Genomic DNA, 24,341 nt, shown 5'->3' with positions numbered 1-24,341 from the left:
GTCACCGATGACCCGCACGCTGCAGAGCTACGTCCACGACGCATGGTGGAGCCCGGCCGATATCACCAGAGGCGCGGAGGTGCGCGACGCGACCACGGGAGAACCGGTGGCGTTCGTGTCGAGCGAAGGTCTCGACCTCGCGGGCACGATGGAATACGCACGGACGGTCGGCCAGCGCCATCTGGGCGAACTCACCTTCCATCAGCGCGCGGTGATCCTGAAGCAGCTCGCGCTGGCCCTGACCGAGCGCAAGGCCGAACTGTACGAGCTCTCGACGCGAACGGGCGCCACGAAGGCCGACTCCTGGGTCGATATCGACGGCGGCATCGGCGTGCTCTTCACCTATTCAGGCAAGGGGCGGCGCGAGCTGCCGAACGCGCGCGTGCAGCTGGACGGTCCCGTCGAGCCCCTGTCGAAGGACGGCACGTTTCTCGGCCGGCACATCCGCACCACGCTCCCCGGCGTCGCGGTGCAGATCAACGCCTTCAACTTCCCGGTGTGGGGCGCACTCGAGAAGCTCGCGCCCGCCTTCCTCGCCGGCATGCCCACCATCGTGAAGCCGGCGACGCCGGGCGCATACGTCACCGAGCACCTCGTGCGCATCATGGTCGAATCCGGGCTGCTGCCCGCCGGATCCCTGCAGCTGGTCACAGGATCGATCCGCGAGGTGTTCGACCATGCGCGTCTCGGCGACGTCGTCGCATTCACCGGCTCGGCATCGACGGCCGACGGCTTGCGCCGCCACGACGCAGTGCAGGCCGGAGGGGTGATCTTCAGCGCGGAGACCGATTCGATCAACGCTTCGGTGCTCGGCCCGGACGCGGTGGCTGGGACGCCGGAGTTCGACGCGTACGTGCGTCAGCTGGTCACGGAGATGACCTCGAAAGCCGGGCAGAAGTGCACCGCCATTCGCCGTGCCATCGTGCCGCTCACGCTGGTCGACCCGCTCATCGCCGCCGTGCGGGACCGGATCGCGTCGAAGGTCGTCGTCGGCGATCCGCGCGCGGACGGGACCACCATGGGCGCGCTCGCCTCGATCGAGCAGCGCGACGAGGTGCTGCGGCAGGTGCAGGCGCTCGTCGACGGCGGTGGTCGCATCGCGCTCGGAGACGGTCAGAATCCGGGCGAGGAGACGGCCTTCCTGGAGCCCATCCTGCTCCGCTTCGACGACGCCTGGGCGCCCCGGGTGCACGACACCGAAGCGTTCGGGCCTGTGGCCTCGGTGATCGGGTACGCGACGCCGGAGGAGGCGGCCGCGCTCGTCGTGCGCGGCGGCGGTTCGCTCGTCACGAGCGTCGCCTCGGCCGACCCCGAGTTCGTCGCCGGCCTCACGCGCATGAGCGCTGCAGCGAACGGACGCATGCTCGTGCTCGACCGCACCGACGCGCGCAGCTCGACCGGCCACGGCTCGCCGCTGCCGAACCTGGTGCACGGCGGCCCCGGCCGTGCGGGCGGCGGTGAAGAGCTCGGCGGCGTGCGCAGCGTGTTCCACTACATGCAGCGCACGGCGATCCAGGGCAGCCCGGAGATGCTCACCGCGATCACCGGAGTGTGGCACGCAGGAGCCGCGACGCGCGATGAGGCGCACCCCTTCCGCAAATCGCTGCAGGAGCTGCGCGTCGGCGATCGGGTGGTATCGGAGGAGCGCGAGATCACCCTCGACGACATCGCGCACTTCGCCGACTTCACCGGCGACACGTTCTACGCCCACACCGACGAGGCGGCCGCGGCTGCGAACCCCTTCTTCCCGGGCCGCGTCGCGCACGGCTACCTCCTGCTGTCATTCGCCGCAGGCCTCTTCGTCTCACCCGAGCCGGGGCCGGTGCTCGCGAACTACGGCCTCGAGAGCCTCCGCTTCATCACGCCCGTATCGCCGGGCGACCGCATCAGAGTCGCGCTCACGGCGAAGCAGATCATTCCGCGCGAGACGGACGAGTACGGCGAGGTGCACTGGGACGCGGTGCTCACGAACCAGGAGGGCGAGATCGTCGCCACCTACGACGTGCTGACGCTGGTGTCGAAGACGCACGAGGCGGTGGCCGCCTGACAGCCCCGGGCGGGGTCATCTGAAGTCGGCGACCTCGTTGACCCGCAGCCCGGAGCGCACGTAGGCGAGCACCGCGTCGGCGAGCGCGTCGGGGGTCTCGGGGCCATCCGGCCGGTACCACTCGACGAGCGAGTTCACGAGGCCGAACGTGAAGCGGGCGGCGAGCCCTGGATCGAGGTCGTCGCGGAGCGCGCCCTCGCTGCGCGCCCGCTCGAAGATGGCGCGCAGCCGCGCGGTGAGCGCACGGCGCCGCTCGAGCGCACGAAGCTCGACGTCGGAGTTGCCATGCAGGCGGAGCAGCAGAATCAGATAGGGCTGCTGCTCGCAGGCGACGAGCACGGCGGCGCGCACGATCTCCCGGATCTGCCCCACCGCATCGGCTCGACCGGACGCCTCGCGTTCCCCGCCCTCGGCGGTGTCGCGCCCCTCGGCCTCGTCGAACACGCGCTCCAGCGCGCCGAGGGCGCGTTCGAGCGCGATCTCGAGCATCTCGGCCTTCGAGGCGAAGTGGTGGTAGACCGCCGACTTTGAGAGCCCCAGCCTGTTCGAGATCATGCCGAGCGACGAAGCGTCGTACCCGTGGTCGGTGAAGACCTGCACGATGACTTCGAGCATGCTGCTCTGGTCGTATCCCGGTCGGCCCCTGCGGGGTGCTGCGTCCGAGCTCTCCATGGATCTGTTCCCCTCAGGCTCGGTGACCCGCACCTCCAGAAGCGTGAGCGCGGTCTTCCGCGCTGCACGCAAATCTACCGCAGGTCGTAGAGGCGCTTGAGCTTTCCCTCCGAGCGCGGCAGCGACCCGATCGGCGCCAGTTCCACGCCGATCGTCGCTCCGATCCGATCCTTCACGCACTTCTGCAGCCGTCGCAGCGCGGCGTCTGCACCGTCGGGGTGCGCATCTGGATCGGCCTCGATCTTGATCGTGAGGTGATCCAGCGCCCCCCGCTTCGTCAGTTCGAGCACGAAGTGGCTCGTCAGCCCGTCGACCTCGCACGCGATCTCCTCGATCTGGGTGGGGAAGAGATTGACGCCGCGCAGGATGATCATGTCGTCGTTGCGTCCCGTGATCTTGGCGATGCGGCGGTGGGCCGGGCGGCCGGTGCCGGCGTGCAGCGAGGTGAGGTCGCGTGTGCGGTAGCGGATCATGGGGAAGGCTTCTTTCGTCAGCGTCGTGAAGACGAGCTCGCCGGTCTCGCCGTCGCTCACCTGCTGCAGCTGATCGTCGATGATCTCGGGCAGGAAGTGATCTTCCCAGATGTGGGGACCGTCCTGCGTCTCCACGCACTCACTGCCGACGCCCGGACCCATCATCTCGGAGAGTCCGTAGATGTCGACGGCGCGGATGTCCATGCGTTCCTCGAGTTCGCGTCGCATCGCCTCGGTCCAGGGCTCTGCTCCGCAGATCGCCACTTTCAGGCTCGTGCCGCGCGGGTCGAGCCCGGCCCGCTCGAACGCGTCGGCGATCGTCAGCAGGTAGCTGGGCGTGCACATGATGGCGTCGGGCTCGAAGTCGCGAATCAGCTGCACCTGCTTCTCGGTCTGGCCGCCAGACATGGGGATCACCATGCAGCCGAGGCGTTCGATGCCGGCGTGGGCGCCGAGCCCGCCCGTGAAGAGGCCGTAGCCGTAGGCGTTGTGCACGCGCCAGCCGGGCCGCACGCCTGCGGCGTACAGCGATCGCGCGATGAGGTCCGCCCAGTTGTCGAGGTCGCGCTCGGTGTATCCGACGACCGTGAGCCGCCCGGTCGTGCCCGACGATGCGTGCACGCGGCGCACCTGCTCCATCGGAACGGCGAAGAGCCCGAACGGGTAGTGATCACGCAGGTCGCTCTTCGTCGTGAACGGGAGCCGTTCGATGTCTGCGAGGGAGCGGATGTCGTCGGGATGCACGCCGGCTGCGGCGAACTTCTCGCGGTAGAACGGCACGTTCTCGTAGGCGTGGCGCACCGTCCACTGCAGACGCTCGAGTTGCAGCGCCTCGAGTTCGGCGCGGGTGAGGCGCTCGGCCGGGTGGAGGCCGGCCTCGATGGGGGCGTCCTCAGTGGCTGCGCGCGTGGCAGGGGCGGCTGGGATCGCGGGTGCGTGAGTCTCAGTGATCATGGGTGCGCTCTTTCGTATTCGGAGTCTCAGGAGGCGGGCAGCGGCCGGTCGGTGGCGAACGAGCGGCCTCGGAATTCGGCGATCGTGTCGCCGTGCTGGTCGCGGACGGTGATGTCGTAGAGCCCGTTGCGGCCCGACACCCACCGCCGCTCGGCGACTGCGGTGAGCGTGTCGCCTGCTCGGCTGGCTCGGGTGAAGGTGATGTCGACGCCGGATGCGACGACGGCGTTCTCGCCCTCGTTGCAGGCGTAGGCGAAGGCGGTGTCGGCGAGGGTGAAGACCATGCCGCCGTGGGTGATGCCGAAGCCGTTGACCATGTCGTCCCGCACCGCCATCGACAGCTCGGCTCTGCCGCGCTCGAGCGATTGGAGTCGGATGCCGAAGGCCGTCTTGGCCGTGTCAGAGCGGAGCATGGCGGTTGCGGACCAGCTCGGGTCGAAGGCGATGCGATCCTCGATGCCGCCGTGCGGCGAAACGTTCGTCGGTGAACTCATATGGCGCTCCGTTGCGTCGATTGCGGGAAGGCTCACTCCCCTTTGCAGTCACGGGCGGGGAAGCGTATACTGACTGAATGGTCGGTCAGTAATTCCATTGGAAACTCTACCACCACTGTTCCACCCAGAGCGAGAGTCGCAGCGCATTGCACCGATGCAAGGAGGCACCAGATGGCAACGACGACTGAAGAACTCACGGAGACCGCTGAGCAGGAGCGCTTCGACGCCCTGATCGCCGACGAGCAGCGCATCGAGCCCCGCGACTGGATGCCCGAGAAGTATCGGCGAACCCTGATCCGGCAGATCTCCCAGCACGCGCACTCCGAGATCATCGGCATGCAGCCGGAGGCGAACTGGATCACCCGCGCACCGAGCCTGAAGCGCAAGTCCATCCTCATCGCGAAAGTGCAAGACGAAGCGGGCCACGGGCTCTACCTCTACTCGGCCGCGCAGACGCTCGGCATCACTCGAGAGGAGATGACCGACGCGCTCATCCAAGGCCGAGCCCGGTACTCATCGATCTTCAACTACCACACGCCGACGTGGGCCGACATGGGGGCGATCGGCTGGCTCGTCGACGGCGCCGCGATCTGCAACCAGGTGCCGCTCTGCCGCGCGTCGTACGGCCCCTACGGCCGTGCGATGGTGCGCATCTGCAAAGAGGAGTCGTTCCACCAGCGCCAGGGATTCGAGATTCTGTACGAGCTCTCGCACGGAACCCCGGAGCAGAAGCAGATGGCGCAGGATGCGGTCGATCGCTGGTACTGGCCGTCGCTCATGATGTTCGGCCCCAGCGACGACGCGTCGCCGAACTCCGCGCAGTCGATGGCGTGGAAGATCAAGCGCTTCTCGAACGACGAGCTGCGCCAGCGCTTCGTCGGCATGTGCGTGCCGCAGTTCGAGGCGCTCGGGCTCGAGTGCCCCGACCCGGAGCTGCGCTACGACGAGGAGTCGGGCCAGTGGATCATGGGCGAGATCGACTGGGCCGAGTTCGAAGAGGTGCTCGCGGGTCGCGGGCCGGCCAACGCCGAGCGACTGCGGCATCGCCGTGACGCGCACGACGATGGCGCCTGGGTGCGCGAGGCCGCGGCCGCCTACGCGCAGAAGATGCAGGATCGCCGCCGTTTCGCGGCCTGACCTCGGCCGAGCACGCAGCACGCAGTACGCAGTAGGCAGTAGGCAGTACGCACACGTTACGAGGAGACACAGATGTCAACACCCGGAGAGACGGGCACGGAGTCCTGGCCCCTGTGGGAGGTGTTCATCCGCGCCAACCGCGGCTTGAGCCACGTGCACGCCGGATCGCTGCACGCACCCGATGAGGCGATGGCGCTGCGCAACGCACGAGACTTGTACACACGACGCCACGAGGGCGTCTCGATCTGGGTCGTTCCCGCGGCGGCGATCACCACGAGCGACCCCGACTCGAAGGGCGTGTTCTTCGAGTCACCGGCGGGCAAGAACTTCAGGCACGCCGTCTACTACTCGCGCGCGGAAGGGGTGAAGCACCTGTGAGCACCGGGCCCGCCGCGGCCGCCGCCGACCTCCACGGCGACGTCAGCGTCGACGACCTCGAACTCGCCGACGAGCTGACCGGCTCCGGCGAGGTAGCGACACCCGACGTCGCCGAGTACGCCCTGCGTCTCGGAGACGACGCGCTGATCCTCTCCCAGCAACTCGGGTGGTGGGTGTCGCGCGGGCCCGAGCTCGAGGAGGACCTCGCCCTGAGCAACATCGCGCTCGACGTGCTGGGTCACGCTCGATCGCTGCTGCGCTACGCCGGCAGCGCGACGGGTCGCAGCGAAGACGACCTCGCGTTCTGGCGCGACGAGCCCGAGTTCCGCAACTGCTGGCTCGTCGAGCAGCCGAACGGGCACTACGGCGACACGATCGCCCGTCAGTTCATCTTCTCCGCTTATCAAGCCGAGCTGTATCGCCAGCTGCTCTCGAGCACCGATGCGACACTCCGCGCGATCGCCGGGAAGGCCGAGCGGGAGGTGCGCTACCACCTCGACCATTCCGCTCAGTGGATCCTCCGCCTCGCCCTGGGCACCGAGGAGTCGCGCGAGCGCATCACGATGTCGCTGCGAGACCTGTGGCCGTACGTCGACGAGCTCTTCGCCGACGATCCGCTCATCGACCGCCTCTCAGGCATCGCCGCGCGACCGAGCGACCTCCGAGCGGGCTTCGACGACACCGTGCGCACCGTGCTCTCCGAGGCCGAACTCGAGCTCCCCGACGTGCAGCCCGCCCGAGCGCGCGGGCGCGAGCGCCAGCACAGCACGCGCCTCGGCTACATCCTCGCCGAGATGCAGTGGCTTCCGCGGCGGCACCCGGGAGCGTCATGGTGACCCCGCTGCGCCCGGCAGAACCAGCAGCGGCGCTGGCGTGGGATATCGCTGCGCAGGTGCCGGATCCCGAAGTGCCCGTGCTCACCATCGAAGACCTGGGAGTGCTCCGCTCGGTGGTGGCCACCGACGCCGAAGTGCGCGTCGTGCTGACACCGACGTATTCGGGCTGCCCGGCCATCGATCAGATGCGCGAAGACGTCGCCGCGCGACTGCACGAGGCCGGCTACCCGCAGGTGCGCGTCGATACGACGCTCAGCCCGGCCTGGACCACCGACTGGATGAGTGACGCGGGCAAGCGCAAGCTCGAGGCCTACGGCATCGCTCCCCCCGACTTCCGTGCGGCTGGGCGCCGTGGCCCGATCACCGTCGCGCTCGCCGTGAAGTGCCCGCGATGCCACTCGACCCGCACCCGCGAGATCGCCCGCTTCGGCTCCACCTCCTGCAAGGCCCTCTACGAGTGCCAGGACTGCCTCGAGCCGTTCGACTACTTCAAGGTTCACTAGGAGCACCATGGCCGCCATCAATCTCGGCGCGAAGCAGCGCGCGACATTCCATGAGCTGCGAGTCGCGGAAGTGCGCCCGCTGACCGAATCGAGCGTCGAGGTGACCTTCGAGGTGCCAGACGAGCTCGCGCCAGAGTTCACGTACCTCGCCGGGCAGTACCTCGCACTCCGCACCACCATCGACGGCGAGGACCTTCGCCGCTCGTACTCAATCTGTAGGCCCCCGACGCTCGGGCGCATCTCGGTCGCGATCAAACGAGACCTCGGAGGCCGCTTCTCCAGCTGGGCCAACGAGTCCCTGCGGGCCGGCGACACGCTGCTGGTGATGACCCCGCAGGGAGCCTTCACCTCGAATCTCGACGAGCTCGACGGCCGGCACGTCGTCGGCGTGGCCGCAGGCTCCGGCATCACGCCCATCATCACGATGGCGCATCGCGTGCTCACCCACAGCGAGACCAGCAGGTTCGACCTGCTCTTCACGAACCGCTCCTCCCTCGACGTCATGTTCGTCGAAGAGCTCGCGGATCTGAAAGACCGCTTTCCGCAGCGCTTCGCCATCCACCACGTGCTCTCGCGCGAGCAGCGGTCAGCCCCCGTGATGTCGGGCCGCCTCGACGAGGAGCGACTGCGCACCATCCTGAACACCGTGATCCCGGTCGGCATGGCCGACGAATGGGTGCTCTGCGGCCCCTTCGAGCTCGTGCAGCTGTGCCGCGACCTCCTCGCCGAGCACGGCGTCGAGGCATCGCATGTTCGCTTCGAGCTGTTCTCCACGGGCGAGCCCGCTCCGACGCGGGCGAGACCCGTCGAGGTGCGCACCGGAGAAGAGACGATCACCATCGACTTCACCCTCGACGGCACCTCCGCGTCGGTCGAGAGCCCGGTCGCGGCACGTGAGACGATCCTGAACGCGGCACTGCGCGTGCGCAGCGACGTGCCGTTCGCCTGCGCCGGAGGCGTCTGCGGCACCTGCCGCGCGCGAGTCGTCACCGGATCGGTGTCGATGACCGAGAACTACGCGCTCGAGGCCGAAGAGCTCGAGCGCGGGTACGTGCTCACCTGCCAATCCCACCCGCAATCAGACCGCGTGGTCGTCGACTACGACGCGTGACCCGATCGGAGCCAGCATGATCACCCTGACCGTCGCCGACGACATCGCCGAGATCACGCTCGACGCCCCCGAGCGGCTGAACGCGCTCGGGCCCGACGACATCCGCCAGCTCTCCGAGGCCTACGCCGAGGCCGAACAGCAGCGGGTGCGCGCACTCCTGCTGCGCGGCGAGGGGCGCGCCTTCTGCGCAGGGCGCGACATCTCCGGCGTCGACCCCCGCTCCGACGATGTGCTCGGCTATCTCCACGATCTCGTGCAGCCGTTGCTCGAACGCATGAGCCGCTTCCCCGCCCCCACGTTCGCCGTCGCGCACGGAGCGTGTCTCGGCGTCGGGCTCGGTCTGCTGATCGCGAGCGACGTGGTCTACGTGGCCGAGACCGCAAAGATCGGCAGCCCCTTCGCGAACCTCGGCGCAACGCTCGACTCGGGTGGGCATGCGCTCTTCTTCGAACGCCTCGGGGCGCACCGCACCCTCGACCTCATCTACACGGGACGCCTCATGTCAGGCGTCGAGGCGGTGGCAGCCGGCCTCTTCTCGCAGTCCCTGCCCGACTCCGAGGTGCTCGAGTCGACCCGGGCTGCTGCGGCGAGCGCGGCCCGCGGCGCCACCGAGGCGTATCTCGCGTCGAAAGCGCTCGTCGCCGAGCTGCGCGATGAACGGCTCGGCCTCTGGGGGTCGATGTCGCACGAGAACCGCGTGCAGGCCGCCCTCTGCGACACCGACGATTACCGCGAGGGCTTCGCGGCGTTCCAGCAGAAACGACGTCCGGAGTTCACGGGCGGCTCGCGGCGAGGAACCCACGCGTGAGCGGCGCCGATCGAGGCGCCCCGGCCGCCGACGAGAACTGGGTGGCCGCGAACGGGGCCGGCGAACTCGCCGAGGCGATGGGGATCGAGTTCCTCGAGTTCGCCGTCGAGCGCACGGTCGGCCGCATGCCGGTGCTGGGCAACCGCCAGACCGTCGGGTTCTTGCACGGCGGCGCCTACGTGGTGCTCGGCGAGACGCTCGGATCGCTCGCCGCCAATCTGCATGCCGGCCCCGGCCGCCTCGCGGTGGGCGTCGACATCAATGCGACCCATACCCGGTCGGCGACCGAAGGCTTCGTGACCGCCGTCTGCACGCCGGTGCACCTGGGCGGCAGTCTCGCCGTGCACGAGATCGTCGTCACCGACGAGGCCGGCCGCCGCTGCTGCACGATGCGCATGAGCAACCTCATCAAGCCGATGCCGGATCACGCCCGCACGGACCTGCAGCCCTGATCGTCGGCCGTGGTCGCGCTCCCCGGCCCGACGAGCACGTCGGTGATGTGCCGCAGGGCATCGTGCAGCTGCACATCGGTCGACGCTCCGTAGCCGAGCACGAGGCCATGGGGCGCGTTCGCTGGAGCGTCGTAGTAGGTGTGCAGCGGCGCCACGGTCACCCCTCGTGCCGCGAGACCGCGCGCCGCCGCAGTGGCTGACGGGCCGGGCTCCCATGTCAGCGTCGCGTGCAGGCCCGCTTCGACCGCGTGCACGGCGACCCCAGGCACCCCGTCGAACGCGGCGATGACGAGCGTGCGCCGATGCGCGTATTCGCGTCCGACCCGGGCGAGATGCCTGCGGAGGCCGCCGCTCTCCAAGAACTCCGCGAGCGCATGCTGCACCGTTCCCGAGAGCGGAAGCCCGAGGTCGGCGCGCGCCGCCATCGCTCGCTCGCGGATCTCCGGATTCGTCACGACGACGTAGCCGCACCGAAGCCAGGGCGAGAGCGTCTTCGAGTAGCTGCCGACCAGCGCGACGCGGCGCTCGTCGTCGAGCGATGCGATCGCCGGCAGCGCCGGGGCGCCGTGCCGGAACTCGCTGTCGTAGTCGTCCTCGATCACCAGGGCGTCATGGTCGCGCGCCCAGTCGAGAACGGCGAGCCGGGCGGCGACCGGCATGCGCCCGCCGAGCGGATACTGATGGCTCGGAGTGAGCAGCGCCCCCGCGAACCGCCCGCCCCGCGAGCGCAGCTCCTCGACGTCCATCCCGCCGTCGCGCACCGGAATGGCGATCGACTGCCCGCCGAGTCTCCGGATCACCCGGCGCGATGCCGGATACCCGGGTTCCTCGGTCGCGATCCGCGCGCCGACGGGGCCCTCAGCGCTGAGCCCGTGCATCAGCAGCCCGATCCCGTCATTCGTGCCGGCGGTGAGCAGCACGTCGTCTCGCCCGCACTGCACCCCGCGGGCCTGCAGGAGGTGATCGGCGATGAGTTCTCGCAGGCGCTCGTCACCCGCGGGCGGCGGCGGCACCGAGGGGAGCTCGCGCCGGAGTGCCCGGCGCCAGGCGGTCTGCCACTCCCGAGTGCTGCTGAAGCGCGTCGATGGGCTTCCCGGCGAGAGGTTCTGCGTGTGAGGGGAGGTCGCACCGCTCGACGTGGAAGGCGCGGCGAGTCCGCGGTCCGCTCGCGCCCGTTCCGGCGCCGCCCGGCGCACGGAGCCGGTGCTCAGGTCCGCAGCGACGAAGGTGCCCGATCCCGGTATGGATTGGAAGTACCCCTCGCCGATGAGCTCCTCGAACGCGGCGATGACGGTGCCCCGGGAGTATCCGGTCGCAGCCGCGAGCGATCGCGAGGACGGGAGCTGGGCGCCTGCCGCGATCTGCCCGGCGAGCACGACGTCGCGCAGCTGGATCACCAGGTGCTCCCTCGCGGTCACCCCGGGCGGCACCCCCGTGTCGAGAACGAGGTCTACCGGGATCCGATGCCGCATCACTGCCTTTCTGGTCTACTGAAGTCGAACGTTTCTGGAGTAACGGTACAACCAGTTCACGCGGCACGATAGTCCACAAGCCATCCGCGTCGCCCCGGCGCGCGCCCCCAGGAATGGAGTCCACCCGTGTTCACCGGTCTCAGCGCGTTTCCCCTCACCCCCTTCGTCGACGATGCGGTCGACGCGGCCGCGTACGCGGGGCTGATCGAACGACTCGCCGCCTCCGGGGTCGACTCGATCACGGCACTCGGTTCAACCGGCTCGTACGCCTACCTCAGTCTGGAAGAGCGCTCCCGGGTGGCCCGCCTCGCCGTGGCCCACGCGGGTGCGACGCCCGTGCACGTCGGAGTCGGGGCGCTGCGCACCTCCCACGTGCTCGAGAACGTGCGGAGCGCCGAGGCCGCTGGCGCCTCCGGGGTGCTGCTCGCGCCGATGACCTATCAGCCGCTGACCCCCGATGACGTCTTCGAGCTCTTCGCGACCGTCGCCGACGCGACGGAGCTCCCCGTGATCGTCTACGACAATCCCGGCACGACGCATTTCACCTTCACCACCGAGCTCTACGGCCGCATCGCGCAACTGCCCGGCATCGCTTCGGTCAAGATTCCCGCCCTCCCGGAGGGCGATCCCGCAGCGTCGGATCGCATGGCCCAGATTCGTGCGGTGCTCCCCGACCACGTGACGGTCGGCATCTCGGGCGACGCATCCGCCGCCGCGGGTCTCACCGCGGGGTGCGACGCCTGGTACTCGGTGATCGCAGGCACCCTCCCAGAGGTCGCCCTGCGCATCGCCCGCGCGGCGCAGTCGGGAGATCGCGACGCGGCGCTCCAAGCATCAGCAGAACTGCAACCGCTCTGGAGTCTCTTCAGCACGATGGGCGGAAGCCTGCGCGTCACCGCCGCAATCGCCGAACTGCTCGGACTCGTCGCACCGCGATCGCTCCCGTTGCCGATCCTCGGCCTGACCGCAGCGCAGCGCGCAGAGGTTGCGCGAGTCTCAGATGAGCTCGGCCTCGGCGGCTGAGGCGCCCGCCGCCTCCGGCGCCACCCGGCGGAGCGGCGGCCTCGCGCGATACGTCTTCGCCGCGACGCTCGTGCGCAGCGCCGACGGCGGCGCGGTCGTCGCGATCGTGCTGCTCGCGCAGCACACCGGTCTGCCAGCATGGGTGTCCGGCCTGTTGGGCGCGTCGATCACCGCGCCCCATCTGCTCGGCCCGTTCATCTCCCGGCGGCTCGACACCGCCCGAGACGGGCGCGTCGTCATCGCCGTCTCCGCCGTGGTGCACGGTGCGCTTCTCGGCGTCGCCGCGCTCCTCCTGCCCCACACCTGGGCGGCTGTGCCCGCCGTCCTCCTGTTCGTCTCCGGCCTGTTCGGCCCGATGCTCACCGGCGGCATCAGCAGCAGGCTTCCGGCGATCGCCGGGCCGTCACGGCAGCACCAGCGGCGAGCGCAGAGCTGGGACGTCGCGAGTTACGGCATCAGCGGCACGCTCGGCCCCGCCGCGGTGGCATGGATCGCCGCCGGACCCGGGCCGCTGACGGCGGCCCTCGTACTCGCCGCGGCCGCGATCACCGGGGCGGCAGCGGTGCTGGCACTCCCCCGTCAGCCTCCCGTCACCGATGCGTCTGCAGTGCCCTCGCCGCTGCAGACCTTCCGGCAGATCTGGGGCTCCGGCCCGTTGCGGCGCACGCTCGCGCTGACCGTCACGGTCGCGTTCTCCGTCGCCGTGCTGCCGATCTACGCCGTGGCGATCGCTCCGCAGTTCGGCGGCGCCGCTCTGGCCGGGACGCTGGTCGCGGGCTACGGCGTCGGCAACCTGATCGGGTCGGCGCTGCTCATGGTGAAACCGCTCCCGGGCGACGCCGATCGACTCGTCGTCATGCTGTGCTTCGTCGTCGCCGCCGCCTTGGCCGTCGTGGCCGCGATGCCGAGCTTCGTCGCAGCGCTCGTCGCCTGCGGGGCGGCGGGAATCGCGAACGCACTGTTCTTCGCTGCGACGCTCGCTGCGCGCAGCGAGTACGCACCCGCCGAGGCCCGCGGTCAGGTCTTCATCTGGGTCGGCGCACTGAAGATCGCCGCCGGTTCCGCGGGAACGGCCACCGCCGGCGTGCTGCTCTTCGGGGCGGCGTGGATGCCGGTGGCCCTGGTGGCGGGCGTCTGCGTCCTCGCGGCGCTCGCGGGCGCGCGGTCGCGAGCCGCGGGCCTGTCACGCTCGGCGGGCGCCTCGGGCTCACGGAGCGGGAACGGGCACGGCCCCGCTCCCGCTACCGCGCCGCAGACCGGCGAGCTCGCACGACGGCGAGCCCGGTGAGCACGAGGCCGGCCACCGCCCACAGCACCAGCAGCAACGCCGCGCTCCCGGCTGATCCTGCACCCGTGGCGATCGACTGGAAGCCGTCGAGCCCCGCCCCCAGCGGGCTGACATCGCCCACTGCGGCGAGCGCACCCGGAACCGTCGAGACGATACCGACCGCGAAGGCGACGACCAGCAGCACGAAGGCAAGGAACCGGCCGAGGCCGCCGAGCAGCGCGGAGAGTCCCTGCACGAGCAGCGTGAAGGCGATCCCCGCGAGCAGCGCGAACCCGAAGAACCGCGCCCCCTGACCGAAGTCGTACCCGAGTGCGATCGGCATCGCCACCCCGGCGGCGGCCCCCTGGATCGCGCCGAGCGCGATCGCCGGAACCGCGCTCCGCAGCGTGATGTACCCGACTCCGCGGGCCGCGTCGCGCGCACGTCGCCAGAGCGGTGACAGCACGAGGAACGCGGCCAGGGCTCCCGCCCAGAGCGCGATGCCAGCGAAGAGCGGCACGCCCGATGCGGTGAACAGTTCGTCGCTCGCGCCCTCGGCCAGCACCGGCGTCGCCGCGGCGCGTGAGAGCTGCTCGCGCTCCGCGTCGGTGGTGACGGGCACGTTGTCGACCGCGGCCTGCAGCCCCGTCGCGAGCTCGCCGGCTCCGGCTTCGAGTTGCGCGGTGCCCTCGACGAGCTCCGAAGTGCCGTCCGCGAGCTGCGACGCCCCGTCAGCCAGCTGCGGGGCGTTCGCGGCGAGCTCCCCGGTGCCCGCGCTCAACTGCGCCGCTCCGTCGGCGAGCTGTGCCGCGCCGGAGGAGAGCTGCCCGCCCTGCGCGGCCAGTTCGTGCAATCCGGAACCGAAGTCGGCGAGGCCCGCGGTGAGCTGGCCGAGCTGCGCCGCCGGGTCGACACCAGGCGGGGTCGCACCGCCGAGTTGCTGCTGCAACGCCTGCGTGGCCTCCGCCACCCCGGCCGCGCCGTCGCTCGCCATCTCAAGCCCGCCGCCAATCGCTCCAGCATGAGCTGTGAGCGCCTCACTCAGCCGTTCGCAGTACTCGATGTCGCCCGTCGACACCACGCAGTCGGTCACCAACGGTTCGATGTCCGTGCCGAACGAAGCGGCGCCGGTGCCTGCGGCCGTCAGCCCCTGCTCGAGCTGCGCCGACGGCTCGGCCGAAGCCGCCTGCAGCTGCGTCATCGCCCCGATGAGCGTCTGCAGCTGCTGCACCGCGGCGGTCGCACCCGCCGAGAGCTGCGGATACGCGTCGGCCAGCTGCTGAGCGCCGGCGACGTACTGCCCGACGCCGGAGGCCAATTCGCCGGAGCCGCTCGCCAACGTTCCGGCGCCGGACGCGAGCTGCTGCGTGCCGTCCGCGAGCTGCTGCGTGCCGTCCGCGAGCTGAACCGCGCCCTCGTCGAGCTGCGCGGTGCCCGTCGACAGTTCTGACACCCCGGTCGCCAACTGATCGGCTCCGTCGGCGGCGTCGCCCACTCCGTCCCCGAGCTCATTGAACCCGACGTAGACGCCGGCGACGAATTGCTCGCCGAGCTGCTCGTTCAGCACCTGCGTCGCGGTCTGCGTCACGATGCCGGACAGCGCTGCATCGATCAGACGTCCCCGATCGCTCTCAGTGACGTCGATCCGCGCCTGCCTGGCGTCTCCCGGCTCGCCCGACAGCGACGTCGCATCGGCGGAGAAGGTCCTCGGAATCGTCACGACGGTCGCGTACCGGCCATCGGCGACGCCCTCAGCCGCGTCCTCGGCATCGGTCAGCACCCACGTGAAGTTCGCGGTGCCGTCGTCGCCGGCCGACGAATCGGATTCGGGCTCGCCGATCAGCTCGCCCGCGAGCACCCGTCCGAGCGGCACGGTCTGCCCGTCGACCTCGGCGGCCTCGTCGAGGTTCACGACGGCAGCGGTCACATTCTCGAGGCGCTCCGTGGGGTTCCAGAGCCCCCACAGCAGCACGCCGGCCACCGTCAGGGGCACGAGCATGATGCCGATGATCGTCGTCCATCGCACGGGTCGGTCGCTCTTGAGTCGGGTCAACGCGGCGCTCATCGTGCGCTCCCTTCGCTGTCGCTGAAATGCGACACAACTTCTGGTTTCACGGGGCTGATGAGCGGACGTTCTGTCGCGCTTTCAGCGGGCGGAGTCGAAACGGGGGACGGAACGCGGGCCGAGGCCGCGGCCGAGGTACGGTCGAGCGTCACCAGCTCCGTACCCTCTGGCAGGATCCGCCGCGCGAGCTCGGCGCCGCCGAGCACGACCGGCGTGACTTCTGGCGCCGCTCCCCGTGCGACCGACACCGCATGCGCTGCGAACGCCGAACGCATGCCGTCGACGGCCGCCGACGAGGCATCGGCCTGCCCCGCCTCGCGCAGGTCGAGCACGAGTACGGCCGGGCGATCCTGCAATGCCTCGCGCAGCGTCGCCGGCGTCGCCCAGGCCGCGCGCGATCGCAGGGATGCCGCGCGCTCCGGCAGCAGGAGGCCGGCCACCTTCGCCGTACCGGCGATGATCGGCCCGCGGCCCGACAGCGCTTCGGCGATCGGCACGGCTCGGCCCGTCTGCTGCGGGTCCAGCACCAGCGCTTCGCCGACTCCGACGCGAATCGTCGGCGCTCCGACACCCGCCGCATCCGCGCCACCCGCGCCGCCAGACGTGCTCGCGGCGTCGCCGGGCAGGACGAGCGCGTCCGCCGCGATCCGCGCCTGTGGCATATCCGCCGGCCATGCAGCGTGCGCGATCTCGCGGGCGAGACCTTCGCCTTCCACATCGAACGACGGCAGCACGCGGCTCAGCCAGCCCGGCATGCTCCAGGCGCGGTCGCCGAGGAGCGCCAAGACCGCCGGCACGAGCGTCATGCGCACAATGAAGGCGTCGACGAAGACGCCGACCGCGAGCCCGAGCGCGATCACCTTGATGCTCGGGTCGCCCTCGGGCACGAAGGCCGCGAACACCGCGAACATGATGAGCGCCGCGGCGGTCACCACTTTCGCGCTGCCGACGAAGCCGCGCCGGATCGCGGTCTGAGCATCTGCGCCGTGCACGTACTCCTCGCGGATGCGCGAGACGAGGAACACTTCGTAGTCCATTGCGAGCCCGAAGAGCACCCCCATCAAGATGATCGGCATGAAGCTGAGCACCGGTCCGGTGGCGTGCACGTTGAGCGCATCACCGAGCCATCCCCACTGGAAGACGGCGACCACGGCTCCGAAGGCGGCGCCCACGGAGAGCAGGTAGCCGAGGGTCGCCTTGATCGGCACCCAGACCGAGCGGAAGACCATGGCGAGCAGGATCAGCGAGAGTCCGACCACCAGCACCCCGAACGGCAGCAGCGCTTCGCCGAGCAGGTTCGACACGTCGATGCCCACCGCGGTGAATCCCGTCACGGCGAGACTGACCCCGTAGTCGTCGAGCCACTCGTCGTGGTGCGCTCTGAGCTCGGCGACGAGCTCGGAGGTGCTCTCGGCCTGCGGCCCGTCCTCCGGGACGACCTGGATGATGCCGGTATCCGCGTTCTGGTTCGGGGTCGCGAGCGGCACATCGTGCACGCCGGGAATGTCGCGCACCTCGTCGGCCAGGTCTTCCATCAGGCCGACGGGATCATCGCTGGTGATGATCGATCCGGTGAGGATGAGCGGCCCGTTCGCGCCCTCGCCGAAGTGCTCCCCGGTCAGCTCGTAGGTGACGCGAGCCGGGTCGGTCTCCTCGAGTGTTTCGGCCCCGGGGAGCGCGAGCCGCAGCTGCGTCATCGGAATCGCTGCGACGCCGAGCACGACCAGAACGGCGAGGATCGTCGCGACCGGCTTCGCCGTCACTCCGCGCACCCATCCGCCGAAGAAGCGGTCGGCGCGGCTGGGGCCGTGGGAGGCGCTGGCCGGTGCTGACTCGATCGGTGCGCCGGCGGCGAGCGCGTCGCGCTGCCGTTTCGGGAGGATCTTCAGCCCGGCCATGGCGAGGACGGCAGGCGTGAGCGTCACCCCGATGAGCACGGCCACTGCGACACCGGCGGCGGCGGCGACCCCGAGCGCGGTGAGGAACGGAATGCCCGCGACCGCGAGGCCGAGCAGGGCGATGATCACGGTGAGCCCCGCGAACACGACGGCCGAGCCGCTCGTCGCCGTCGCCCTGGCGATCGACTCGGTGACTCCGAGCCCCGACCTCAGTTGCTCCTGATGCCTGCTCACGATGAAGAGGGTGTAGTCGATGCCGACCGCGAGCCCGAGCATGAGCGCGAGCATCGGGGTCGTCGAGGTCATCTCGGCGAAGGCCGTCGTGACGAACAGACCCGCGATCGTCACGCCAACGCCGATGATGGCGATGATGAGCGGCATGCCCGCCGCGACGAGCGACCCGAGCGTGAAGAGCAGCACGACGAACGCGATGACGACGCCGATCGCCTCGGTCGCGGTGAAGCCGGGGATCGAGACCGAGAACACGTCTCCGCCGTACGAGACTTCCGCGTCGGCGGGCAGGCGATCCTGCAGCTGTTCGGCTACGGCGATGATGCCGTCGGCCGTCGCGTCGGATACATCGCTCTGCGCGCCGGTGATCTGCACGGTGACGAGCGCCGCCTGCCCGTCGTCGCTCAGGCCCGCCGCGGCCTGCTCGTCGAACGGGTGGGTCACCGCACTCACGTCGTCGAGTTGCTCGAGTTCGTCGACGGCGTCGACGATGGTCTGCTCGTAGGGCTGCTGGTCCGCCCGCTCGCCGTCTGCGGCGACGACGATGATCGTCGCACTCGTGCCGCTCACCTCGGGGAATGTGCGCCCGAGCGTGTCGATCGCCTCCTGCGACTCCGTGCCGGGAATCGTGATGGGCGCGTTCGCCCCCTGCGAGAACAGGCCGGCGGCGATGCCGAGGACCGCGAGGATCGCGATCCAGGTCGCGAGCACCAGCCATCTCGCGCGGGTCGCCCAGAGTCCGATGGCGTGCAGCAGTGTCGACATGCGGGGTGAGGCCTTTCGATCTCGGGCGGGAGGGGAACGGATCGGTGCGCCTGACCGCCGATCCAGCGATCGATACACGAATGCATCCGTTTCGATACACGAGTGTATCCGATTGGGTACACTGATGTATCGGGAATCTTTCAGGCTAGGCTCTGCATGCTGTCTGCCGAGACGAGAAGGGGCTGCGATGACGAACGAGCCGCACCAGGATCCGCCGACCGCACGGCGACGAGAGACGCGCGGCCGCCTGCTCGACGCCGCCATCGAGGTCTTCGCCGAGGCCGGAGTGCAGGGCGCGTCAGTCGAGCAGATCTGCGCCCGCGCCGGATTCTCACGCGGCGCCTTCTACTCGAACTTCTCCACGAAGGAGCAACTGTTCCTCGCGGTGCTCGAACGCGAGTTCGATCGACGCATCGAAGAAGTCGAATCGACGATCGCCGAGCTCACGCCGGCGTTGCAACGACTCCAGGGCGAGATCGATGCGGAACAGGCTGCCGAGTACATCACGCGATTCATCGCCGTCGAGCAGGGCGATGCCCACTGGATCATTCTCGAGAACGAATTCGCGCTGCTCGCGATGCGCGATCCCGACATCGCGCCGGGATACCTCGCCCTGCTCGACCGCGCGACGGCGAGCCTCGCCGAACTCGTCGAGACGGCCATCGCCGCCGCGGGTCGCCGCTTCATCTTCCCCGCCGATCGCACCACCGAGATCATCAACGGCATGTGCGAGCGCGCCGCGCGCGTCTCCGCACTCGAGGGCGAGCAGCACCCGCGCGGCATCGTGGCGCTCCCCCACCAGATCGGCGAACTGCTCTTCGCCGTCACCGAACCCCTCAGCCCGCGCTGATCGTGCGGCCGAGCTCGGCCGCCTCCGCTCGCGCGCGCCGAAGATCGTCCGCAGCCCACTCCAGGCCGAGCTCGGGCAGCATCTCAGCGAGTGTGCGACTCGTGCCCACCACGAACACCTCCATGCCGAAGCCCGCTCCGAACAGATGGGCGAGCGGCGCCGTCACGAAATCCTGCACCTCGGGTTCGAGCGGGCCCCCCTGGGCGGTGACGATCACGGCGGGCCTGCCCTCGAGCGGCCGCGGCGATCCGGCCCACGACGACGTGAGCCCTGGCACATGGACCAGGTCGACCCAGGCCTTCAGCGTCGAGGGCATCGCGTAGTTGTACATCGGCGCACCGACGACGAGCGCATCCGCGTCGAGCAGTTCGGCGATCAGCTGATCCTGCACCCGCTGCCGCGAGGCGCGAAGGCTCTCACCGCCTCGCAACTCGGCGGGCCAGTGCTGCGAGCGCTCGGTCAAGTGCGGCGGTTGGTCGTAATGCAGATCGCGCTGCACCACGACGAACTCGTCCCCCCTGTCGATCCAGGCCTCCGCGACCGCGTTCGTGAGCATCCGAGTGCGCGACGCGCGGTCGGCGATGGCGCCGTCGACCTGCAGCAGAGTCGGCATGACTTCCCCTTCCCTCGTTACGAGACGAGGATACTCATCGGTCGCTCGATGCGCTTCCGGAATGCAGCGAGCCACTCCGCTGCGAGTGCCCCGTCGAGCACACGATGGTCGGCGGAAAGGGTGACCGTCATCACCGTGCCCACTCCGAGTGAGCCATCCGCTTCGACGATGGGACGCTTGGTCGCGGCACCAACTGCGAGGATGCCTGACTGCGGCGGATTCAGGATTGCCGAGAACTCCGTCGTGCCATGCATTCCGAGGTTCGACACCGAGAACGAACCACCCTCGAGTTCGTGCTGCTTCAGCCTGCCCTCACGAGCGCGCGCAGCGAGCTCCTTGATCACTGCACTCAGGCCACCGATCGACAGGGCGTCAGCGCCTCGCACCACCGGGGTGAACAGCCCTCCCGGCACCGACACCGCGACCGAGATATCGACTCCGTCGAAGCGGCGGGTCGCGTCATCGGTCCAGATCGCGTTCGCCTCGGGCACGTCGCGCAAGGCTCCGGCAACGGCCTTCACGACGAAGTCATTGACTGAGACCTTCGTGCCTTCGAGTTCGTTGACCTGGCCTCGCAATGCGAGCAGTGCATCGACTCGGCACTCAGCCACCAGGTAGAAGTGCGGAACGGTGCTCTTGCTTTCAGTGAGTCGTCGGGCGATGGCCCGGCGCATCCCCGTGTGGGGCGTGTCAGTGAAGCCGGCGGCGTCTTCGGGCTCGGACTCAGGTCGCGGTGCCGGTGCAGCGACCGGGCGGGATACGTCGCTCGCGGGGGCCGCTGAGTCGCTCTCGGATAGCGGCGCCGACGATGCTGCGGATTCGAGACCCTCGAGATCTCGGCGCACGATGCGCCCGTGCGGTCCGCTGCCCAACACGTTCGCGAGATCGAGGCTTCGCTCGCGGGCGAGCTTGCGCACGAGCGGACTCGCGAAGCGCCGTTCGCCGTCGCGTTCGGGATCCGCGGCGGCCGCCGCCTCGGTTCCCGGCTCGACCGAGGCAACCTCCGGTTCGACGCCGGCACCGGTGGCCGGCGCAGAGGCCTGAGGAGGTTCGCCGGCTGCCGTTTCGGCCGCCGGCGATTCCGCATCCTCCTCCGAAACGGCGGCTGCCGCCGCGCGCGGTGCCGAGGCGCCCGCCTCGGCGAGCGCCTCCTTCGCCGACTGACCCCCGGTCGCGAGCACCGCGATCGGGGTTCCCACGTCGGCCGAGCTGCCGGGCCCGAGCAGAATCCCCGCGAGCGTCCCCCCGTCCTCGGCCTCGTACTCGACCGTCGCCTTCTCGGTTTCAATCTCGACGATCGCCTGACCAGCACTGATCTCATCACCTGCGGCGACGAGCCAGCTCGCGATAGCGGCCTCAGCAGACCCGGTCGCGATCTCGGGCATTCGAACGATGATGGCCATCACTTGCCTCCCCATGCGGCGCGCACGCGCTCGAGTCCTGCGACGACCTCTTCGGTCCCCGCGATGGCGGCACGCTCAAGCACCTTCGAGATGCTCGGGCTCGCCTCGCCGCCCGTGACGCGCTCCACCGGCTGATCCAGCCAATCGAAGAAGCGGCGCTGTATCTCGTCGGCGAGCCAAGTACCGTACGACGAACCGCGAGCTCCCTGTTCGACGATGAGCACCGCGTTCGTCTTTCGAATGCTCTCACCGATGGTGTCCCAGTCGATCGACGCGCGGTCGAGCCATCTGAGGTCCACGATCTCGGCATCGACGCCCGTCTGCTCCACCGCTTCCAGCGCGCGATCGACCATGGACAGGTAGGTGAGGACCGTCACGTCGGCGCCCGAGCGCCGCACTGCGGCGGAGCCCGGCGGGATGATGTAGTCCAGGTCTCCGCTCGGCACGCGGTCGGCCTTGCCGTAGAGATCCATGTGCTCGATGACGAGCACCGGATCCTCGAGTGCCAGCGCGGCGTTCATGAGTCCCACGTAGTCGGCCGCGTTCGACGCCGCGACGATCCGCCACCCGGCCTGGGTCGCGAAGATGCCTGCGGGATCCATCAGGTGCTGCGACCCGTAGCCCGAGCCCATGGCCACCTTCGTGCGCAGCACGAGCGGCACGGCGTTGTTGTCGCCGAACATGTGCCGCGCCTTGCCTGCCTGATTGAACACCTGGTCGGCCGCGACCCACATGAAATCGGGGTACATGAATTCAACGATGGGGCGAATGCGTCCGTCGAGGGCCGCTCCGGTCGCGAACCCGAAGAACGCGTTCTCACTGATCGGCGTACCGATCACTCGCTCCGGACCGTACTTCTGGGCGAGGCCCTTGGTCGCACCGTTCGTGCCACCACCGAGCTTGTGCACGTCTTCGCCAAGCACCACAATCCGGTCGTCGAGCTCCATGCGGCGGTCGATCGTCTGGGCGATGGCATCGACGAGCTTGACATCGCGCCACTCGCCGGAGATGTCCGCGGGCTCCTGCGCGGTGAGCGATTCGAGCTCGGTTCCGTCACTCCGGATCCCCGTGTCGACAACGGACGGATCGGGCCAAAGCGACGGAACGATGCGGCGCTTTCCCTCGCGTTCCGGATCATCCTCGATGAGCGCTCGCACGACGTCGGCCATAGCCTGCTTCGCCTGATCCCGCACCGCAGAGATCTCAGCCTCGGTCGCATGGCCCAGCTGCTGCATTTTCGCCGCGACGAGCGCGATCGGATCCCGGCCGCGCCACTCCTTCTCCTCGTCCTTCGTGCGGTACCCGAACGCGCTGCCTGGGAACGGCCCGTTCTGATGGAAGAAGCGATAGACCTCGGCCTCGACAATCGCGGGCCCGTCGCCGGCGCGCATGCGCTCGAGCGCCTCCTGCGTCGCGAGATGCACAGCCAGCGGATTCATGCCGTCGACGCGCCAGGCTGGAATCGAGAAACCCTGACCGCGAATCGAGAATCGCTGATCCGCTGATGCCTCGCTCGCGTGCGTGGAGACGGCGTACAGGTTGTTCTCGATGAAGAACATGACCGGGGTCTTCCAGGTCGCCGCGAGATTCATCGATTCGAGCACGGAGCCGATCTGGCTCGATCCATCGCCGAAGTAGTTGATCGCGACGCCGTCGGTGCCCGCGAACTGCTGCGCCCACGCGTTACCGGCGGCGAGGGGGGCACCACCCCCCACGATGGCGTTGGTGCCGAGCGCTCCCGCTTCGAGCCACTGCAGATGCATCGACCCGCCGCGACCACCCGAGAAGCCCTGAGCGAGCCCGAGAATCTCCGCGAGCGAGCGCTGGAGCATCGCCTGCATATCGTCGTCGACGAGCGCTCCGAGATCGAGGGATCCGCCCGAGACATGGGTGATCGCCTTCGCGAGGAACTGGTGGTGTCCGCGGTGCGACCCATTCACGCCATCGCTCGATCGCAGCGTGAGGATCGACCCCACTGCGCCGCCCTCTTGGCCGATGCTCGAATGCGCGGGGCCGTGCACGAGGCCGGCACCGGCGAGATCGAGCACCGACTCCTCGAAGGAGCGGATGAGCTGCATCTCGCCGAGCATTGTGGCGAGGAGCTGCGGATCCGCCTGCTTCCAGTCGTCTGCGGTGGTGGTCAGCTCGACCCAGGGAACCCCGGTATCGAGTTTGCGGCGTCGCGGCATTGACTTCTCCGTTGATCTGTCGGCGGGTACGTGACCGACCTTACGTCGAATTGGATCCAATCACAAGCAAAGCGACCGTAACACGGGACATTTGTCCCATCTAGGCCCCTTCTTTGGATACAATAAAACGCAATCAGAGCGAGGAGATGTCATGGCAATTCCAGGACTGCGCGGGACCGACCACATCGGATTCACGGTGCCCGACCTCGACGAGGCGCATCGATTCCTCGTCGGCGTCCTCGGCTGCGAGCAGATCTACACGCTGGGCTCCAAGCAGTCCGACGACGACTGGATGGAAACGCATCTCGGCGTGCACCCGCGGACGGAGATCACCGAGATCCGCTTCTACCGGCTCGGTCACGGTACCAACTTCGAGGTATTCCTCTACGAGTCGGCCGACGGGCAGCAGCCCGAGCCCCGCAACAGCGACATCGGCGGTCACCACCTCGCGTTCTACGTCGACGATCTCGATGCTGCGGTTGCCTACTTGCGCACAGAGGGTGTCGAGGTGATGGGTGATCCGACCGCGAGCAAGCAATCAGCGGAGGGCCAGCGCTGGATCTACTTCCGCTCGCCCTGGGGTATGCAGTTCGAACTCGTGAGCTTCCCCGGCGGCAAGGCGTACGAAGCGGAAGCCGATCGGTTGCTCTGGCACCCGGCGCATCCCCACCGATGACATACGGTGAGTGGGTGAAGAACT

The 24,341-nt window shown here is 69.3% G+C and carries 21 protein-coding genes; 12 read left to right on the top strand and 9 right to left on the bottom strand.

Annotated elements, in window-relative coordinates; translation table 11 throughout:
* Positions 1 to 7 precede the first annotated feature (7 nt).
* The gene (gene paaZ / locus WFH23_RS09405; RefSeq protein ID WP_336662330.1) at positions 8 to 2,047 is read left to right on the top strand and encodes a phenylacetic acid degradation bifunctional protein PaaZ; all 2,040 of its coding nucleotides are present in this window, start codon (positions 8 to 10) and stop codon (positions 2,045 to 2,047) included.
* A 15-nt stretch (positions 2,048 to 2,062) separates the two neighbouring features.
* Here paaZ and WFH23_RS09400 read toward each other — a convergent pair whose 3' ends face one another.
* The 3 genes from WFH23_RS09400 to paaI all read right to left on the bottom strand — a co-directional run bounded on the left by WFH23_RS09400 (position 2,063) and on the right by paaI (position 4,640).
* Positions 2,063 to 2,719: a TetR/AcrR family transcriptional regulator gene (locus WFH23_RS09400; protein WP_090147301.1), complete on the bottom strand. Its 657-nt coding sequence runs from the start codon at positions 2,717 to 2,719 to the stop codon at positions 2,063 to 2,065.
* A gap of 74 nt (positions 2,720 to 2,793) precedes the next feature.
* The gene (gene paaK / locus WFH23_RS09395) at positions 2,794 to 4,146 is read right to left on the bottom strand and encodes a phenylacetate--CoA ligase PaaK (RefSeq protein ID WP_200330641.1); all 1,353 of its coding nucleotides are present in this window, start codon (positions 4,144 to 4,146) and stop codon (positions 2,794 to 2,796) included.
* Positions 4,147 to 4,172: 26 nt separating this feature from the next.
* Positions 4,173 to 4,640: a hydroxyphenylacetyl-CoA thioesterase PaaI gene (gene paaI, locus WFH23_RS09390; RefSeq protein WP_090145943.1), complete on the bottom strand. Its 468-nt coding sequence runs from the start codon at positions 4,638 to 4,640 to the stop codon at positions 4,173 to 4,175.
* Positions 4,641 to 4,811: 171 nt separating this feature from the next.
* Between paaI and paaA the strand changes: the two genes are divergently transcribed.
* The 7 genes from paaA to WFH23_RS09355 all read left to right on the top strand — a co-directional run bounded on the left by paaA (position 4,812) and on the right by WFH23_RS09355 (position 9,865).
* Positions 4,812 to 5,777 (top strand): 1,2-phenylacetyl-CoA epoxidase subunit PaaA, encoded by a 966-nt coding sequence (gene paaA / locus WFH23_RS09385; protein WP_336662329.1) that lies wholly within the window; start codon positions 4,812 to 4,814, stop codon positions 5,775 to 5,777.
* A 72-nt stretch (positions 5,778 to 5,849) separates the two neighbouring features.
* Positions 5,850 to 6,155, top strand: a complete 306-nt coding sequence (gene paaB, locus WFH23_RS09380) for a 1,2-phenylacetyl-CoA epoxidase subunit PaaB (protein WP_090145939.1) — start codon at positions 5,850 to 5,852, stop codon at positions 6,153 to 6,155.
* Complete coding sequence (gene paaC / locus WFH23_RS09375) at positions 6,152 to 6,991, top strand: 1,2-phenylacetyl-CoA epoxidase subunit PaaC (RefSeq protein ID WP_336662328.1); 840 nt, start codon at positions 6,152 to 6,154, stop codon at positions 6,989 to 6,991. The genes paaB and paaC overlap by 4 nt, the downstream gene beginning before the upstream one ends.
* A complete protein-coding gene (gene paaD, locus WFH23_RS09370) occupies positions 6,985 to 7,494 on the top strand; it encodes a 1,2-phenylacetyl-CoA epoxidase subunit PaaD (RefSeq protein ID WP_336662327.1) in 510 nt (169 codons plus the stop codon). Before paaC ends, paaD begins: the two co-directional genes overlap by 7 nt.
* A 7-nt stretch (positions 7,495 to 7,501) precedes the next feature.
* Positions 7,502 to 8,605 (top strand): 1,2-phenylacetyl-CoA epoxidase subunit PaaE, encoded by a 1,104-nt coding sequence (gene paaE, locus WFH23_RS09365; protein WP_336662326.1) that lies wholly within the window; start codon positions 7,502 to 7,504, stop codon positions 8,603 to 8,605.
* Between the two features lie 16 nt (positions 8,606 to 8,621).
* Positions 8,622 to 9,413 carry an enoyl-CoA hydratase/isomerase family protein gene (locus WFH23_RS09360; RefSeq protein WP_336662325.1) on the top strand — a complete coding sequence of 264 codons (792 nt, stop codon included), beginning with the start codon at positions 8,622 to 8,624 and terminating at the stop codon, positions 9,411 to 9,413.
* A 77-nt stretch (positions 9,414 to 9,490) separates the two neighbouring features.
* Positions 9,491 to 9,865, top strand: coding sequence for a PaaI family thioesterase (locus tag WFH23_RS09355; RefSeq protein ID WP_336662370.1), 375 nt, complete (start codon positions 9,491 to 9,493; stop codon positions 9,863 to 9,865).
* Here the strand turns inward: WFH23_RS09355 and pdxR are convergent.
* Positions 9,838 to 11,337, bottom strand: coding sequence for a MocR-like pyridoxine biosynthesis transcription factor PdxR (pdxR, locus tag WFH23_RS09350; protein ID WP_336662324.1), 1,500 nt, complete (start codon positions 11,335 to 11,337; stop codon positions 9,838 to 9,840). The two genes, WFH23_RS09355 and pdxR, sit on opposite strands and share 28 nt — an antisense overlap.
* Before the next feature lie 126 nt (positions 11,338 to 11,463).
* Between pdxR and WFH23_RS09345 the strand changes: the two genes are divergently transcribed.
* Both WFH23_RS09345 and WFH23_RS09340 read left to right on the top strand, forming a co-directional pair.
* Positions 11,464 to 12,360, top strand: a complete 897-nt coding sequence (locus WFH23_RS09345; protein ID WP_336662323.1) for a dihydrodipicolinate synthase family protein — start codon at positions 11,464 to 11,466, stop codon at positions 12,358 to 12,360.
* Complete coding sequence (locus WFH23_RS09340) at positions 12,338 to 13,648, top strand: MFS transporter (protein ID WP_336662322.1); 1,311 nt, start codon at positions 12,338 to 12,340, stop codon at positions 13,646 to 13,648. The genes WFH23_RS09345 and WFH23_RS09340 overlap by 23 nt, the downstream gene beginning before the upstream one ends.
* Here the strand turns inward: WFH23_RS09340 and WFH23_RS09335 are convergent.
* Positions 13,602 to 15,692, bottom strand: a complete 2,091-nt coding sequence (locus tag WFH23_RS09335; protein WP_336662321.1) for a YhgE/Pip domain-containing protein — start codon at positions 15,690 to 15,692, stop codon at positions 13,602 to 13,604. The two genes, WFH23_RS09340 and WFH23_RS09335, sit on opposite strands and share 47 nt — an antisense overlap.
* Positions 15,689 to 18,586 (bottom strand): MMPL family transporter, encoded by a 2,898-nt coding sequence (locus WFH23_RS09330; RefSeq protein WP_336662320.1) that lies wholly within the window; start codon positions 18,584 to 18,586, stop codon positions 15,689 to 15,691. Before WFH23_RS09330 ends, WFH23_RS09335 begins: the two co-directional genes overlap by 4 nt.
* A gap of 187 nt (positions 18,587 to 18,773) precedes the next feature.
* Between WFH23_RS09330 and WFH23_RS09325 the strand changes: the two genes are divergently transcribed.
* Entirely contained in the window at positions 18,774 to 19,436 is a 663-nt protein-coding gene (locus WFH23_RS09325) for a TetR/AcrR family transcriptional regulator (protein WP_336662319.1), read from the top strand.
* On the opposite strand, the gene WFH23_RS09320 is transcribed toward WFH23_RS09325, so the two are convergent.
* The 3 genes from WFH23_RS09320 to WFH23_RS09310 are packed head-to-tail and all read right to left on the bottom strand — an operon-like array spanning position 19,423 to position 23,641.
* Complete coding sequence (locus WFH23_RS09320) at positions 19,423 to 20,049, bottom strand: FMN-dependent NADH-azoreductase (protein WP_336662318.1); 627 nt, start codon at positions 20,047 to 20,049, stop codon at positions 19,423 to 19,425. The two genes, WFH23_RS09325 and WFH23_RS09320, sit on opposite strands and share 14 nt — an antisense overlap.
* A 17-nt stretch (positions 20,050 to 20,066) precedes the next feature.
* Positions 20,067 to 21,452 carry a dihydrolipoamide acetyltransferase family protein gene (locus WFH23_RS09315; RefSeq protein ID WP_336662317.1) on the bottom strand — a complete coding sequence of 462 codons (1,386 nt, stop codon included), beginning with the start codon at positions 21,450 to 21,452 and terminating at the stop codon, positions 20,067 to 20,069.
* Positions 21,452 to 23,641, bottom strand: coding sequence for an alpha-ketoacid dehydrogenase subunit alpha/beta (locus WFH23_RS09310; protein ID WP_336662316.1), 2,190 nt, complete (start codon positions 23,639 to 23,641; stop codon positions 21,452 to 21,454). The genes WFH23_RS09315 and WFH23_RS09310 overlap by 1 nt, the downstream gene beginning before the upstream one ends.
* Positions 23,642 to 23,792: 151 nt before the next feature.
* On the opposite strand from WFH23_RS09310, the gene WFH23_RS09305 reads away from it, so the two are divergent.
* Positions 23,793 to 24,317, top strand: coding sequence for a VOC family protein (locus tag WFH23_RS09305; protein WP_336662315.1), 525 nt, complete (start codon positions 23,793 to 23,795; stop codon positions 24,315 to 24,317).
* Positions 24,318 to 24,341: the final 24 nt, after the last annotated feature.

Source organism: Leucobacter sp. USHLN154, from assembly GCF_037145595.1.
GTDB classification, from domain to species: Bacteria; Actinomycetota; Actinomycetes; order Actinomycetales; family Microbacteriaceae; genus Leucobacter; species Leucobacter alluvii.
This window is presented reverse-complemented; position numbering and strand designations above follow the sequence as displayed.